8 protein-coding genes are annotated in these 16,773 nt (G+C 39.8%); all 8 read right to left on the bottom strand.

Annotated features, from left to right (window positions below):
• Nucleotides 1-13 precede the first annotated feature (13 nt).
• Entirely contained in the window at nt 14-196 is a 183-nt protein-coding gene (locus CR194_RS20115) for a hypothetical protein (RefSeq protein ID WP_146035956.1), read from the bottom strand.
• Nucleotides 197-338: 142 nt separating this feature from the next.
• Complete coding sequence (locus tag CR194_RS13840; RefSeq protein ID WP_110610272.1) at nt 339-5,468, bottom strand: 5'-nucleotidase C-terminal domain-containing protein; 5,130 nt, start codon at nt 5,466-5,468, stop codon at nt 339-341.
• 1,315 nt (nt 5,469-6,783) lie between these two features.
• On the bottom strand, nt 6,784-8,595 hold the full coding sequence (locus CR194_RS13835) for a sensor histidine kinase (protein WP_233254371.1): 1,812 nt from the start codon (nt 8,593-8,595) through the stop codon (nt 6,784-6,786).
• A 26-nt stretch (nt 8,596-8,621) separates the two neighbouring features.
• A complete protein-coding gene (locus tag CR194_RS13830; protein ID WP_158282274.1) occupies nt 8,622-9,623 on the bottom strand; it encodes a BMP family ABC transporter substrate-binding protein in 1,002 nt (333 codons plus the stop codon).
• Between the two features lie 475 nt (nt 9,624-10,098).
• Nucleotides 10,099-11,583, bottom strand: coding sequence for a sodium/proline symporter PutP (gene putP, locus CR194_RS13825; protein ID WP_110610270.1), 1,485 nt, complete (start codon nt 11,581-11,583; stop codon nt 10,099-10,101).
• A 367-nt stretch (nt 11,584-11,950) separates the two neighbouring features.
• On the bottom strand, nt 11,951-12,832 hold the full coding sequence (locus CR194_RS13820; protein WP_110610269.1) for a helix-turn-helix domain-containing protein: 882 nt from the start codon (nt 12,830-12,832) through the stop codon (nt 11,951-11,953).
• A gap of 311 nt (nt 12,833-13,143) precedes the next feature.
• Nucleotides 13,144-13,605, bottom strand: a complete 462-nt coding sequence (locus CR194_RS13815) for a hypothetical protein (protein WP_110610268.1) — start codon at nt 13,603-13,605, stop codon at nt 13,144-13,146.
• Nucleotides 13,606-13,874: 269 nt separating this feature from the next.
• Nucleotides 13,875-16,631 carry a phosphoenolpyruvate carboxylase gene (ppc, locus tag CR194_RS13810; protein ID WP_110610267.1) on the bottom strand — a complete coding sequence of 919 codons (2,757 nt, stop codon included), beginning with the start codon at nt 16,629-16,631 and terminating at the stop codon, nt 13,875-13,877.
• Nucleotides 16,632-16,773: the final 142 nt, after the last annotated feature.

Here is a 16,773-nt window from a genome sequence, read left to right as displayed (position 1 = left end):
CGAGACGGCTTTTTTATCGTTGTGGGAAGTTTCGGGGGTGGCGGATTGTGTCGAAACTTGTTATGTGATGGAACTGCTCTGCTATACGCACTAACTCATCCGCTATACGACCGAACTCCTCTTTTATCCGATCCAACTCACTTCTTATACGCATGAACTTCTCTTCTATACGACCGAACTTGCCCGCTATATGCATTAACTTCCTTGCTACTCACCCAAACTTACTCCCACTGTAAACGCTCAATCAAACTATCTTCTCTGACTTCGATGTCCAGTTTTCAAAAACGAAAAAAGACCGGAACCTACACTATAGGTTCCGGTCCTCCATCATTTACGTATTAATCTGCTACATTCACTTCTACACCATCAATAAATAAGTTGTCTTCTGAGGTGTTTCGAACAGAGAAGATGATTTCCGCTTCTCCGTTTCCTGGTGCTTCATATTCCCACGTGACTTGCTGCCACTCTTCTCCTCTTACCTCTGTATACGGAGAATAATTACTGTAGTTGTTGCCGTGGTATCCCGGTGCGTACATGGCGTTTCGAATATCGCCATTTCCTTTCACCCAGAAACTCACTTCATACGTCACGCCTTCTTCAATTGCGTAGGAATCAGTAGTAAAACGATTATGAGTCGTTCCTGTATTGATCAATTGTGCAGAGGAGTCTCCTTCATATGCATCATCAGATTGCACAACTCTCGACATAGCGATGTTGGAAGACTCACCGAACCAGTTTTCAGGAAGCTCATTACTCCAGTTTTCGAATGAGCCGTTCAATAGTTCGTCCAAAGGCTCCATTGGAGATTGAACGATCACGTTTAAAACTTTTACCGCTGTGTTGCCAGCTTCATCTGTTACGGTATAACGAACTTCATACGTACCTGAAATAGAAGTATCAACATTATTAGTCACTTCAACTTCATCGGTTACATCACCGTCCACGTTGTCTTCAGCTGTTACTGATGGAACCTCAAATTCATCTCCTACATTCAAGTATATCGTAGGCTCTTCATTTAATTCTTCATCCACAAACGTAATAACTGGCGCTAAAACGTCACCCATATCATAATCGGGATCAATATTAGGAATTTCTAGTTGAACCATCATTGGGTCGTGGTCACTTGCTCGACCATGCTCCCACATAAACTCAGAGTTGATGCCCATTGCGTCTACTTCGAGACCGTCTTTCAAGTGTTCAGAAACTAAGATAGAGTCAAGGGACTGAGTACTACCATTGTAGCTGTACGTATACTGTTCACTTCTATCTAATTCGAATAATGAATTATATAAGTTGCCTGTCTCTGTAAGTGCCGTTACTGGAGGAGACCACGGATAGTCATTGAAGTCACCAAGAACGACGACGTTTGGATCACCTTCAGTTTTTTCATTAAGTTCTGCAATAAAATCTCCTATGATAGATGCAATTTCCATTCGTTGTTCTCTACTACCTTGCATTGCAGGTTGAACCATTCCGAATGGTGCTTCGTCACCTAATTTGGAATTCCAATGGTTTCCAATCACATAGACGGGCTCCCCTTTGAAAATGAATTCTGTAAGAAGAGGCTTACGTGATCTTTCAAACGCTTCATTTGTTGGATCAATCAAACCCGTTCCATAGCTTAGATTGCCTTCTTCATCAATCGTGATACCTTCGTCATTTGGTCCCACAGTATCATTTGCAAGTTCGACTCGGTCAACCCGGTAGATATGACCAACACGGATGTTTCCACCTGGTATTCCTCCGTCGTTCCCTTGGATAGGAGCTACTTCTGTAAAGGCATACTGTACACCTGTTTTTTCTTTAATCGCATCAATTAATGTTTGATAACTTGCACTTGCGTCCGTGTCTGGCCCTACACTCTCACCGTAATTATCCATTACCTCAACGAGAGTGAGAATATCAGGAGAATTTAGCTCATTCGCCATGGAGTCAGCCAGCCTACGGGTTCTTTCGGAATTTGCATTAGGATGAAAGTTTTCTACGTTGTAGGTAGCGACTGTAAGCTTATCTTCCTCAAACTCAATCGTCGTCTCATCTCTACGTTCCAATTCGCCGTCTTGCAGTTCTGGAAGTCCACCCTCAATAGGTTCAATTTTAAAGTTACTAAAATTGTATCCAACGACACCGACGATAGATTCTTCAAAGTAATCACCTGTTTTAGCAATCGTTCCTCTCGGAGCATTTACGAACATCACTTCGGTATTTAATTCAGCGTAATTTTCATCGTGCTCATTTTCTTGAAGATAGACAGAGCCTGATTCCGTGCGATTTTCAAGGCCCCACTCTTCTGAAATAACCGTAAGCTCATCATATTTTTGGGGACCCGTAATGGTGACTTGACCTGGGATCTCAACGAGCATTCCTTCTAAGCTTTCATAAAAATCCAGGGCATTCACTTCTGCATCAAATTGTGCTGGATCATAGATATCATAGTTTTCGGGATCAGCCAGAAGATCTCCTGGAATTTCACGGTCAATGCCTATCACAACAGGTGCAGGCAAATCATTACCGGAAGATTGAACGTCTAACTGACTTGCTTCAATTTGTGTTGTTCTTAGGTCATCGTTGTCGTTTGAACTAAAATCATGGAAGCCTGATTCCTCATACTCCACCACTTTCCCATCAACAAGAACCTCGTCACCTACATCGACCCCATGGTTCCGTTTATAAACATAGATCCCTTCCGAAGTATTTACATCACCATCTGATTCTGCCGTTTGGAAGTAGAATCCATTGTTTTCTGTGTGCGTTACAATACCTTGGACTTCGCGAACCACTTGTCCTTCATATGGTGAGATGTGCGATGCTCCTTGGATATCATAAATTTCTAGTTCACCAGCTTCAGCAAGTAATGTGTAGTTGAATTCTCGAACAACACTATTTTCTAGGCCATCTTTGACAGCAACAGCCTTCACGGTCGTTTCTTCCGTGATCGTGATTGGGCTGTCATAGAGTGTATCACTGTCTGTAGGATCTTCCCCATTTAATGTGTAATATATTTCAGCATCTTCTGTACTCGTCGAAAGAACAATTTCAGTTCCTGAGGCTACAGCACCTGAAGCTTGATTAGCTCTGGGTGGCTGAACTACGGAGGCGTCTTCAACGAGATCATCGTCGTTCCGAGGCATTAATTTGTTTTCATAAAAATGATAATTAACGACTCCTGTGATCGAATCATACTGTGTATCCTCTTCTACATCAGCATACGCACCATAAATCATGAAGTCCCCTGCAGAGTCTTCTGCGTTAAAATCGTCAAACTCTGGATTATCATTCACATGGACATCTTTAATTTCAATTAGCTGTGCTTGGAGGTCATGAACATTGTTTTCAAAAAAGGTAGAGTCAACAACTTGTGGGGTGATTTCCCCGTGATTTCTTTCAACTAATTCAGAATCAGACACCATTAGTTGAACCATATCTCGAAACTCATCACTTTCACCTGTGAATTGCACCTTATCTCCAGTGTTGTACTGGCTTCCTAATCCTGAGCCGCGAACTAATACGGCCGCAGTTTCATCCTGGATGTACATATTTGTTTGTCCACCCGATTCAAAATAAGCAGTGACTACTCCCCGAATAGTATGCGATGTCCCAAGCTCTGCTTCTCGCATTTCCATAATTGAAGAGCCTTCGAATTCATCTTCTCCATTTTCTTCCTCTTCAACGATTTGAATTCGCCCTTCACCGTCTTCATAATCGACTGCTCCTTCTGATTCCATTAATTCTTCCATCAGTTGGAACATACCAGTTGTCACATATCCAGCAGCTTCTTGGATCACAGTTGCGGAGGAGAAATCATAACCGTCGCCACCTTCAGCCATGAAATTATTTGTCACCAGGGTGTATGTTGCATTGTCATCAATAGGCTCACCGTCAACAAATAAATCAGCATCTACAAATTGATCATTCTCATCCACATAAATCGTGAACGTCAGTCCCGAAGTTTGCAAGTCATTTTGAGTACGATAAGAGTAGGAATATTCAATAACCTCTCTCAAGTCTTCACCTGTAATTTCAAGTTCACTAAGTTCATTGCCGAAAGGTTCAACTGTATAGATATCTCCCGCTGTAATATCGCCTTCTTCAATGTTGGCACGGATGCCGCCATTATTTGTGATGGCCATATCCGCATTCAGAGCCTCTTTCATTGAATCGGTCCAGAAATTACCTAGAGACGTGTCTCTTGCCCATCGAGCATCTCGGCTTAATCCTGTATTTGTAAAACCTACTACTTCCTTAAGAAGTTCTTCTGCCTCAGCGTTGTATGCATCAACCATATCTTGCACGTCTTGATTAACCTCAGTAAGTTCGTCCACATCTTGCAAGTAGTAGTCATTAAACGTCACATCTGTTCCGTCAAATTCAAGATTGAAGTGACCTACAAATAAAGCATCGCTTCCTGCTTGGACCACAGGCGTTCCATTAACTACGTCTGCTTCAAAAATTCTACTGTGGGAGTGTCCTCCGATAATAACATCGAAGAAATCGATATTCTCAGCTAGGTTTTTATCCGCGCTATTCCCAATATGTGTCAACGCAATAAGAATATCTGTTTCATCTTGTAAGTATGCGTAATGTTCAGCTGTTTCAACATAATCATGAAAGTCAATTCCAGCAATTCCAGATAACCGTGTAGCTGGAGGGTTCTGTGTTAATGAGAAAATGCCAACGTTTACTCCATCAATTTCATAAATTTCATAAGGTTCAGGTTGTTTAATTGGTATTTCAGGGTCAACGACTTCCATGTTCGCGCTAAGCCAGTCAAAATTAGCTTGCTCTTCTCTTGCTGCGAAGGCTTCTTGACCATAGTCGAATTCATGGTTCCCAATGGCCATGGCATCCAAGCCCATTTCATTTAATAGTTCTACAATCGGCTCACCTTCTTGCAAGTCCACCACTGCATTTCCACTGAATATATCTCCAGCATCTAAGTAGAGATGGTTTGAAGCCTCTTCACCCTGTTCATTGATAAAAGCAGAGATCTTTCCGAAATGATCTATTTTTGAATGGATATCATTAGTATGGAAGATGTCTAATGAAAAGTATCTTTCAGCTTCATCTCTATAATCAAACTCGACTTCAAAGTCATTAATAGATAATTTACCCGCTAATCCATCAAGGTCATCGTTAACGTGTTCAACTGTTACTTGGGAACGGTCTTCAGAAGAAACCTTGTAATCGGTCAACTCCGGTTCTATAATTGTATCGTCATCCAAGTCTACTTTTACATCTATCATTCTATTAATATCTATTCCTTTTGGATAAGTCTTATCAAAATCGATAATAAAACTAGTAGAATCAATTAATTCAATCGCTTCAATTGATCTCTTCGGTCCAGCATTTTCACTGTTCCCCCCTTGGTTTGCGCTGGCTGGAACAGCCGGAGCCATAGTAGCTACGATAAGAATAACAGCCATGATTGTCGCAAAAAATTTCCGATACTTCCTAGAACGATACTCCATAATGATGTCCTCCTTTAAAATATGTACCTGATCTCTTACAATTTTACATCTCCGTAAGTGATGCTCTATATAGTCTGACTATTAAAGTATAGGGTTAACTGGTAAAGGATGTAAACCTTTTCAGATTAAACAGCTGACGAATACTAGCACAACCTCACAGGACCTAAGAACTGAATAGACATGTAAATCTATCAAGAATACCGTTCTAATCATTCCTTATTTTTTAGTTCTATTAAATATTCTGTTGGGTGATCACCATGTTTTTAGATCCCTATGTGAAATCCTTTCGTTCTGAAGGAGTGGGACAAAATCCCTTACATATCTTCTGAGACACAGTCGAAAAGCACCACTATCGCTAATAACAGTGAGGTTACCCTGTTCGCCTTAGGAGAGGAAGATAAACATTATAAAATGAATCCTTATAGACAAGAGCCTTCATATCAACCACACGTTCCACTAAACTATTTACTAATTAAATATTAATTTCAATCCTCACTCTATAGATCAAGACTATATTTAAAAAATCAAATCTAGTATAAAGACGTTATTTTATGGGAAATTAAGGTACACTATCTTATCCCGTTCGATTCGTTAACATGAATAATAAAACAAGGTCTTATTCCCTTTTCTGTAAGGCTTCCCGCACTCCTTCTCCTGTTGATTAATCAATGAAAATCAGTTCATTCACACACCATTTGTTTCTTTTCTTTGTAGATAAGTACATTATGAAAAAAAAAATGATGAGAATAGACTTATTATTTGCCTTTTTAAAGGGAGAAATTGAATAGTCACATAATTTTACCTAGTTTATGTAATAAGTGAAAATAACTGAAAGAGAGTACCCAACGATTTTGCATTGAGAGATAAATCTTATACATCTACTTTTTAACTATTCTTCTCTATCATTTCACCTGTCACTTAAATTGTTAAAACCGTTAGTACTATTAAATAATACAGTTGAATTTCCCAGCACATTCCCCCATTGTTTTAAATGTAGTTAGTATTGTGAAGGTGCAGGCTGAGGAGAGTGAAGCAGATGTCGCACTTGTGCCTTTAGTGAAATTGAGCAGTGAGCTTCCTCCTATCAAGATGTCATAACAAACAATCAAATTTTATTTCCAGGGTAAACAATCAATAAAATAAATATAAATAAGCATGAGTTCAGTCTCATGCTTATTTATATTTGATTGAAGAAAACAGTAGAAAGTGTGGAAATCTGTTCTATGTAGCAACTATCTCACTATATGCACGAATTTTAGCTCTATACGCTCTAATTCTCCTGGTATATTATAGACAAACTTCCCCCTCACCTCGTTCATTGTCCCTCAGAGAAGGGGAGCTCAAGGAGAAAGCACGTACCACTTTCAGAAGATGAAAGCAACTCCAGTTTACCCTCATGATTGTTGAGGATTCGTTGGGCAATCGTTAACCCTAAGCCGGTACCACTATCTTTTGATGTTAAGAATGGATCGAATATCTCTCTTTTTATATTCTCGGGAATTCCAGGTCCGGTATCTTGAAGAAAGATTTGATACTTGTTGTCAAGGATTTCAGAAGTAATTGAAATTTCCCCGCTTCCGTCCATAGCTTCTACGCTATTTCGAACTAAGTTGTGCAGCACTTGTTTCATTTGAGCTGGGTCTATATAGAGAGGGGAGGGTTGCAATTGAATATGAAACTGGATCTCTTCGTTCCCCGCCGACTGTTTTATTAAAGGTAAGATGTCCTGAAGAATATCTTCTAGGTAGACTTTCTTCATATTTGGTGCACTCGGTTTTGTCAGCATCAACATTTCCTCTATAATTGAATTGATTCGCTCCAGTTCCTTTAACAGAAGAGGGACACGGTATTGTTCTCGTTCCCCGGATGATAATGATTGATTCATCAAGGAAAGAAATCCGTCAATGACCGCTAAAGGATTACGTATTTCATGAGCTGCTCCAGCAGATAATTCGCCCACATAGGCCAACTTCTCATTTTGTTGCATTTTCTTTTCTAGTTCTTCTGTTTCAGTTATATCTATGTAGTAAAAGACTTTTCCGATGATTTCTCTGTTTCGATTAACTAATTGAGATTGAGAGACGAGCAAAAACCTTTGTCCTTCTGATGATTGATACGACAGTTTCACATTTTGAAAGATCTCTTTTGATGAGAAAGCCAACCAAAAATCTTTATTGATTGGATAATTCTTTCTTCCCACGAGCGACCATATATGTTCTGGCTGACTCCCTAACAATTGCTTCGCTGCATCATTTAAGACGAGATCTCCTGTTTTCTCATCAGAGGTGACAATGCCTATAGGTAAGGAATTTAATATTTGTTCGCGGTACACTTTATCATCCATAATCGTCTCGAACGACTCTTTCAATCTTACAGACATGGCGTTAATCGACTTCGTTAACGACTTTAATTCTACTTGATTTGCCTCCTCTAGGGTCAGCCCATATTGACCTTTAGCAATTTTCCCTAACTTCCTCTCGATTTTTTCCACGGGGCGAGTTAAGTCTTTGCTAATGATGTAGGCAGCAAGAATGGATAGGATAATCGCTAAAGAGGTTAACAGTAACAAGAGCCATAACGAATCTTCAATAATGTAAGAAAAGCGGTCTGAGTGACCTTTTAACGACGTTAAGACGGCGTCCTTCTCCGCATGTACATCCTGATGTAATTCGCTCATCTGGGTAAGATATTGTTCTTGTATGACACTCGCAGCTGCGTCTTCACTGCCAAATGAAATCAATCCGCTTACTTCATTGATGATGAGAAAATCCAGTAAATCCATCTCCCGTTTAAGGTGCTCCAATGCTCGGGGAACCTGTCCATACTCTTCGATTAACTCTTCATCTGCATCTCTTTGATAGACCTCATACCTATCAATAAAATCACAACAAAACTCAGATATGAGCGCTGTTTCCACCATGTGTTCCTTCACATGTAACGTCTCCTCCCAATGAGACAGCCAGACGAACTCCGGTATATTTCTGTTCGTTAAATCATCACTCACTTGGTTCATTTCATTCATCGATTGGATGAATACAAATGAAAAACTGCTAAGAAGCGCAGTCGTTAATAGGAGGACAGATAAAATTTTGCTTCTAAAAGTCATATTTCTTAACATTTTTTTCATCTGCCTCCTCCTTTCTCTCGTTGTAGTTAAAATGACAGCTCTCCGAGACGATACTTTTCCATTTCAGATTCAATAAATTCTTTCTCTTCTTCTGTAAACATGGGACCTAAAGGAGCAAGAAGATATACTTCGTCACTCTCCGTCAACACATGTTTTCCAGAGCTGATGCCATCCTCACTAAAATAGTCTTTTAAAATCATGACGTATAGTTGAGGAATATCATTAACGACACTTGTGAGCACATGTTCAGACGCCATATACGATTGATCATCCATAAAGCCGATCACATAGATATCTTCTTTTTTGGCATGTTCAATAACGTTCTGATTATAAGCATTGCCTTTAGTGTAAATGACGTCTACACCTTGCTCAATCATTTCTTTCGCCATATGAGCAGCTTCAGACCCATCATCTCGACTTTGTGCAGTTTTTCGATAGATCGTAGCTTGCGAGTTATAATAGTTTATTCCTTTAAAGAATTCCGCATAGCCATCGTCGCTTATTGGCTCTATCACACCAATTTTTTCAGTATCAGACTTTAATGATGCAGCGAGAGCCGCAAAGAATTCCATCGCACTATGATCAAACGTATACACGGCCTGATTTTCGTGAGTCGATTCACCGTGGATTGTGACAAACATCACAGATGAATATTCTTCTGCCAGGTTCGTAAACGAGTCGGAAAACTCCCGTCCATGGCCTATGAGTAACTCAGCACCTTCGTCTATAACATCGATGGCCGTTTCTGTGATTGAGGCTTCGGAAGTTAATTCACTATGCAACGAAGTATGCACGGGGTAATGCTCCTCGATTTTCATTTGACCTCTGTATGCAAAGCTTCCCCAACTTTGATCGGATATTTTATCAGAAGTAAGAATAGAGACATAGGTCTCCGACTCTTCATTTATTGAAGTTTCTACCCCTAATATCATATGACGGGATTGATATAACAGAGTAAGGATTAACAGAATCGCTATAAGTAGCGCAAATATTAATATCTCTCTCGGTTGCCGTTCTGAATACTCCATACATGGATCCTCCAGTAAATAAGTCATTCTCTGTTGTTATATCTAATATAAGAAAATATGATAGCAAATGTAAGAATATCACAAATGTGCTTATAGATTGTTGATCACCTACATTTAAGAGACGAATGAAGGCGGTGAAGCTCTAAACAGCTATCAGTAACCAAGTTTAAGAGAGTTATGATTAGACATCTGTTTCTTCATACAGGTGAGGAGATGCACAAATTCTATCAAACCACCGCTCAATCCCCCTTCAAATAAAGGTAAATCATGGGTTTATTGCTATTATTATCTTACAGAAAAAAAGGCTTCAGGTCTATACAACTATGTATTTCTCTTTGTCATTCCACATTCCCCTCGCATAAAAGGCTATGTTTCTGAACTCTAATAAACACATTCAACTACAATGGAAAGAGACCCTACCCACGAAAGGCACGGCCTCTTGATTCAACTAATCACATTCTATTTGTGAGATACCTTATACTTCCCCTCGGTCCATCGCACGTGCTTTGTCAAAGTCAGCTTCCATTTCTTTCGTTGGAGGTGCACCAAGATAACTGAATAGGACAATCATGATCGACGATACGATGAAACCTACAACTAGTTCATATAAGGAAAAGAATCCTGTATCTGTTTTTATGAAAATCCATAGGATGACCGTCAACCCCCCCGAGAGCATCCCAGCAAGGGCACCGTTTCTCGTCATCCGTTTCCAGAACAAGGAGAATAGAACGAGTGGACCAAATGTCGCGCCTAAACCAGCCCAGGCATAACTAACAAGTTCAAGTACGGTACTATCAGGGTTTTGCGCCAATAGTAAAGCAATCACTGCAATGAATAATACTCCAAAACGTCCAACCATGACTAACTCTTTCTGTTGAGCGTTTTTTCGAATCATTCCTTTGTAAAAGTCTTCCGCCAGAGCTGAAGAGGAAACGAGAAGTTGAGAATCAATGGTACTCATAATCGCAGCTAGTACAGCGGCCAATAATACACCCGCTACCACAGGATGAAACAACACTTGTGTAAAAGCTAAGAAAACCGTTTCTGGATTATCAAGAGGCTGGTCAGCAAAGTAAGCGATCCCGACTAAACCGGTCATGACAGCACCAAACATGGATAACACGACCCACGAAATCCCGATCGCCTTCGCTTTCGGTAACTCCTTCATAGACCGCACGGCCATAAATCGGACGATAATATGAGGTTGACCGAAATACCCGAGGCCCCAACCTAATAATGAGATGATTCCAATGAAGCCTACTCCACCCATAAGGTTGAGATTTCCAGGATCAATCGTTCGAATTTGATCAAACGCAGGCCCGATTCCTCCGAGATCCATAAGCGCTACCACTGGAATAATGACTAGAGCTAAAAACATCAGAATTCCTTGAACAAAATCCGTCCAGCTAACAGCTAGGAATCCGCCTAAAAATGTATAACCAATAATGACAATAGCTCCTACCCACAGAGCCGTTTGTTGGTCTAACCCAAACGTACTTTCAAATAAAACGGCTCCACCGACAAGTCCAGCCGATGTGTAAAAAGTGAAAAAACATAAAATTAAAAGTGCAGATACAACACGTAAAGACTTTGATTTGTCATGGAATCGATTTTCAAAGAAATCAGGTAACGTTATCGAATCATTAGCTATTTCTGTGTATGAACGCAACCGTCCTGCCACAAACTGCCAGTTAATGATGGCCCCGATGGCCAATCCGATTGCAATCCATGCTTCCACCAGTCCACTGGCATACAAGGCACCTGGTAAGCCCAACAACAACCAACTGCTCATATCAGACGCACCAGCTGATAACGCTGCAACCCCTGCCCCTAGTCTTCTGCCTCCTAAAACATAATCAGATAGATTCGTCGTCATTTTGTAGGCGATGACACCTAAAGCCATCATCCCGATTAAATAAACAACAAACGTAACAATGATCGGTGTTAAGTTTTCAACCATACGATTGCCCCCCTTTAATCTATTTTTATTTGTTACGGTTCTGTTAATCGTACACGTTGTATAAGGTATGCCTGTGACTGCGTCTTATTGGTCCATTCATAGATCCCACATCAACGTTTTACAGAGCACTCGTACCACCTCCTTGAGACGGTCCTCCTTTTCCGCAAACGTAGCTTCTTTCTCATTCTGTAACAAGGCTACGTTTAGCTGAACTGAAAAACTGAATCTTCTTAATACTATGATTATATTCCTTTATTAACTACTTTGAAAGCAAAAGATTTACAATTAAAACGGAAAAAATAGTGCTTACATCCCATTATATGGACATAAACACTAAATTCTCGTTATGAAAGAATCAAGCACCTCTTTATTCAGGAAATAATTCTCTTATATTGCCGCTAATGATCTCAACGTACTCTCTGTTTTCCATGACTTCAAAGATTAATAAAGACTTATTCAAATGAACCTTAGAGCGTTTGAAGTGTCTCAAGTAAAAACAATTCATCCCCGCTTGAAAATGTAGATCCCCTAGTAAGTAGAGCGTTTCTATTTTAATACACAGATCAATTCCTTTTCTAGCAAATACGAGTGATTGTCGGTGATTGTTTAGCCTTGACAAGGATTTAGAAAGGCCATAGTAAACTCTAATTTTCGTTAAATCCATATTCTTTTGAATTTTATGCATTTCTTCCAATGCAAGTTCATAATATTGAACAGACAGCTTGAACTCGCCTTCTTCATTATAAACAATACCTATACTATTCATAATCTCTATTTCTGTACAAGAGTATCGAGCTTTAGAGGTATCCCCTTGGTTCATGTGGAGAGCCTTCATTAATAAATCAATGGAATGCTGGAATCCTTGATTCAAGTAATAGCTGGCGATTCCTTCATGCCATATTAGGAATTGTTGATGCTCACGCGAGGAAAATATAGCATTCTTTTGTTCGCACTTTACCATGTCATAAACAGATTGATAGTCTTTATTTCGAATCGCTTTTCGAATTTCCGTTTTCACTGTGACAATATAATCAAATCTCTGATCATGAGCCATATTGAAGAATTCATCCATATCTATTTCTAGTTTTCTAGATATTTCGTACAATGTACTACTTAATGGAATCACTTCCCCTTTTTCAATTCGACTTATTTGAGCCTGGGTACAGATTCCCTCTGCTAACTCGGCTTGAGACATGTGGGCTTGTTCTCTTAACATCTTGATATTTTCACCAATTAGCCAATGTTTCATCTCTTCTCCCCCTCAAAAGTTCAAGATGGAAACGGCTGAATATAGATCGTTGCCTACGAACAAACAAAAGAATTTACATAAACAAAAAGGAGGTGTTAAAAATGAAGAAATACCTCATTGTACTTGGTATCGTAGCTGTTCTTATAGGTGGAGCAACCTCTGTCAGCGCAGAACAATTTGCCCTCAGAGACTTGCCAAATCAACATTAGAAGTTGACGAGCAAATTGATAGACCGACTGGCCCAAACTCTATTTATAGGGAGATTGGGCCAATCTATTTGTTAGTGTATATTTTACCATAGAATGGATATTTTATTTCGATTGATTCCTTGTGTGAACACTCCCCCAACTTGTATACATCATTCTTATAATTAAAAAGAGAATGATGACCCCAACAATACTTAGATCTTTTAATAGATAGATTAAAATTTGATCGAACCCAGGTAAAGACGGATCTGAATGATAGTTAGAATAAGGTTGAGCCTGCTGGCTAGAGGCTAATAACTTGGAAGGGGCAGGCCCTTTTCCATTCCCAAAAAAATAAGCATATTCATCGGAGTATCGGGTAATTGATTCTGTTGAGGATGACATCACGACTTTTTCTTCTCTCTCTATATTTGAAACCGACATGAATGCAGTGACTGAATTACCTGCCATAACACGTGAAGGATTACTCATTTCCTGCAGAGGATTGCCTTGGCTTTGAGCGACGGAACTGAACACGAAAAGTGACACAAGCAAGATTCCCATGAATACTGACAGCCTTTTGACCATAAGTCATACCCCCTTTTTGAATTGTCTTCATCATATAACAACTATAAAAAGATTGAATTTTCTGCCAATTAATGAGACAAGCGTTCGAAGAGGATGTCCGTTAATATCCTTAGATAACACTACTTTCATATACTTTTAGGCATATCGACTTAAAAATAGAAAAGTCCTATAACACTTTTATACATTTTTCAGTGTAACCTAACTAAAAGGCCCGCCTCTCCTAAATTAGAAGAAACGAGCCTTTCCGTTATTGTGCTGTATAATTTTTATCAACCTGTGTTAACAAGACCTGCCGCAACACCGCTGATTGTTAATAATACTTCTGTTAATAATTCTTCAGATTTTTTGTCATTGGATTGACGCATTTTCTGAATAAGATCTACTTGCAAGTAGTTGAGTGGATCTACGTAAGGATTGCGACGGTGAACGGATTCTTGAATATTCGGCGTATGCTCCAACAATTCATCACTTTTGGAAATTTGCAGCAACACTTTTTTCGTTCGCTCGTACTCTTCAGAAATATCACCAAAAATTCTTTCCCCGATTTCTTTATTCTTCACCAAATCCACATACTCTTTTGCTGTTTGAAGGTCAGCTTTCATTAATGCCATTTGCAGATTATTGATCGTTGACTCAAAGAAAGGCCACACTTCATACATTTCCTGCAAGACTTCTAGATGCTCTTCCCCTTTAGAGGCATATGCTGCAAGACCTGTTCCCGCTGCATACCACGCAGGAAGATTTTGCCGACATTGGGTCCAAGCAAACACCCAAGGAATCGCACGTAAGTCTTCAAATGCTTCACTGTTTTTACGACTCATCGGACGAGAGCCAATGTTCAATTCTCGAAGTTCATTTAGTGGTGTCGTCTCTTTAAAGTAAGTTAAGAAATCGTCATCACCAAATACGAGAGATTGATACTTTTTCAATGAATGCTCTGAAATTTCTTCCATTGCATCTTCCCATTTATCTTTAAGCCCGGTTACTTTTACCGACTTACTGTGGACTTTGGATGAAGCAGCGAGTAAGGCTGAAGCTGCTTGCTCCAAGTTACGGAAAGCAATATCACCTAATAAGTATCTTGAAGATAATACTTCTCCTTGCTCCGTGATTTTCACTCCATCACCTAATGTTTCAGCTGGCTGTGAGAGAATACTGCGATTCAACGGACCGCCACCGCGACCAAGGGAACCTCCACGGCCATGGAAGAATTTCAAACCGATATCAAACTCTCGAGCCATATCATGAATTTCCTGCTGTGCTTTAAATAGCTTCCAGTTCGCTGTTAATGTCCCGCCATCTTTACTGCCGTCAGAATATCCGAGCATAATTTCTTGATGGTTGCCTCGCTCACGAATATGGTGACGATAAATGTCCATGTCAAATAATGTTTTCATAATTTCAGGACCGGCGATTAAATCATCGACCGTCTCCAATAATGGAGCAACATGAAGACCGCTCTCCACTTTCCCGTCAGCGTGGAGACGATAAATTCCTGCTTCCTTTGCTAAAACGAGAACTTCAAGTAAATCACTGGAAGATTGCGTCATACTTACCAAGTAAACTTCAATAGATCGCGCGCCAAACTCATCATGAGCCTGTTTGATCATCTTAAATACATTGAAAATCTCTTGTGTTTCTTTGGAATAATCTTCATTTAACAACATTAACGGTCGTGGATCCTTTAATACCTGATTCAACACGTCTAGCTTTTCCTTTTCGGATAAAGAACTATAATCTTCTGCAATGTTCACAACCTTAAGAATCTCTGCTATAGCAGTCTCATGCTCACCACTATGGTTACGAACATCTAGGGTAGCTAAATGGAAACCAAACAATTCTACTTGGCGTATCATCTTGGCTAATTTTTTTAATTTCTGACCTTCTTGTTGGTGCTTTTCTGAGCTGCGTTTGATCATAAGTAAGTCATCTAACAATTCTTGTGAATCTTGGTAGCCCGTTTTAGATTTCCCAACTTGTCTTAAACGTTTAAGAATGACTGCAAACTTTCGTCGATAAGCTTCCGATTTAATCGGCCACATATCGGCTTTTTTCAAATATGCTTTTTCATCTTCCTCTACAGAGTTCACAAGTTCTTCATCAATATGAACTCGGTCGGTAGATTGACTGAATCGACGCATGAGGTCAACGAGAGATTCATCGTATTTCTTCAGGGCCAATTGGCGTTGTAATTTCAAGGTTTCCCATGTCACATCGGTCGTTACAAACGGGTTCCCATCACGGTCGCCCCCGATCCAAGAACCAAAAAAGAGAAAGTTCGGTACTTTCCACTGATGACCTGGATAATAGTCATCTAACTGTTCTTCTAACTCTTGGTGAATTGCTGGTAAGACGTCAAATAATGTTTGATCAAAGTAATAGAGACCATTTTTCACTTCGTCAATAACCGTTGGTTTTCGATGACGTAGCTCATTCGTCTGCCAAAGAGCGGTGACTTCATTCACTAAGCTCTCTTCCATATTTTTTCGTTCTTTTTTCGTTAAAACAGGGCTGTCTAAGTCTTGCAGGATTTGAGAGATCCGTTTTTGAATTTCAAGAACGGTTCGCTTCGTAGCTTCTGTCGGATGGGCAGTCATAATGAGTTCAATCGACAAATCGTCCAAAATCTGCTGAACGGTTTCATCAGAATGCTGATCCTCTTTCACAGATTTCACAGCACTTTCAATTGATATAGGCTGTATTTCTCCGTCATCTTTCAGACGGTATTGACGAGACCTGCGAATTCGGTGATTTTGTTCCGCAATATTTACTAGATGGAAGTAAGTCGAGAAGGCCCGGATCACGTCTTGTCGCTGGGGCGATTCTAACTGACTTATCTTTTCTTTTAATTCCTTGTAGGAGTCCTCTTGAAAATCAAAGCGTAATCCTTTCGTTTTCTCACGAATTTCTTCCACCTTGTTAAATAGATCCTCTCCACCGTGGTGAATTAGGACTTCCCCTAAAATATTTCCTAGTTTTTTTACATCGTTTCGTAATTGTGCATTTGGATCTTTTGTTTCAATCATTCCATCAACCTCCTAATTAAGAAACTTCTTGGCCTTGTCCACCTAAAGAATATGATGGAGATCATAAGTGGGACAACTTGTGTCCATGTCGACATAACCTGTCCCACTCATAATATACATAAGCCAATATTAACATTGTACT

It is taken from the genome of Salipaludibacillus keqinensis (genome assembly GCF_003226325.1).
Lineage (GTDB): Bacteria > Bacillota > Bacilli > Bacillales > Salisediminibacteriaceae > Salipaludibacillus > Salipaludibacillus keqinensis.
Note: the sequence above shows the minus strand (reverse complement) of the source record. Positions and strands in the feature narration are given on the sequence as shown.

Bases quoted from the DNA above. Each gene is read 5' to 3' on its own strand.
- CR194_RS13830 (WP_158282274.1), bottom strand. From the start codon at position 9,623: ATGGAGTATTCAGAACGGCAACCGAGAGAGATATTAATATTTGCGCTA.
- CR194_RS20115 (WP_146035956.1), bottom strand. From the start codon at position 196: ATGCATATAGCGGGCAAGTTCGGTCGTATAGAAGAGAAGTTCATGCGT.
- CR194_RS13815 (WP_110610268.1), bottom strand. From the start codon at position 13,605: ATGGTCAAAAGGCTGTCAGTATTCATGGGAATCTTGCTTGTGTCACTT.
- ppc (WP_110610267.1), bottom strand. From the start codon at position 16,631: ATGATTGAAACAAAAGATCCAAATGCACAATTACGAAACGATGTAAAA.
- CR194_RS13840 (WP_110610272.1), bottom strand. From the start codon at position 5,468: ATGGAGTATCGTTCTAGGAAGTATCGGAAATTTTTTGCGACAATCATG.
- CR194_RS13835 (WP_233254371.1), bottom strand. From the start codon at position 8,595: ATGAAAAAAATGTTAAGAAATATGACTTTTAGAAGCAAAATTTTATCT.
- CR194_RS13820 (WP_110610269.1), bottom strand. From the start codon at position 12,832: ATGAAACATTGGCTAATTGGTGAAAATATCAAGATGTTAAGAGAACAA.
- putP (WP_110610270.1), bottom strand. From the start codon at position 11,583: ATGGTTGAAAACTTAACACCGATCATTGTTACGTTTGTTGTTTATTTA.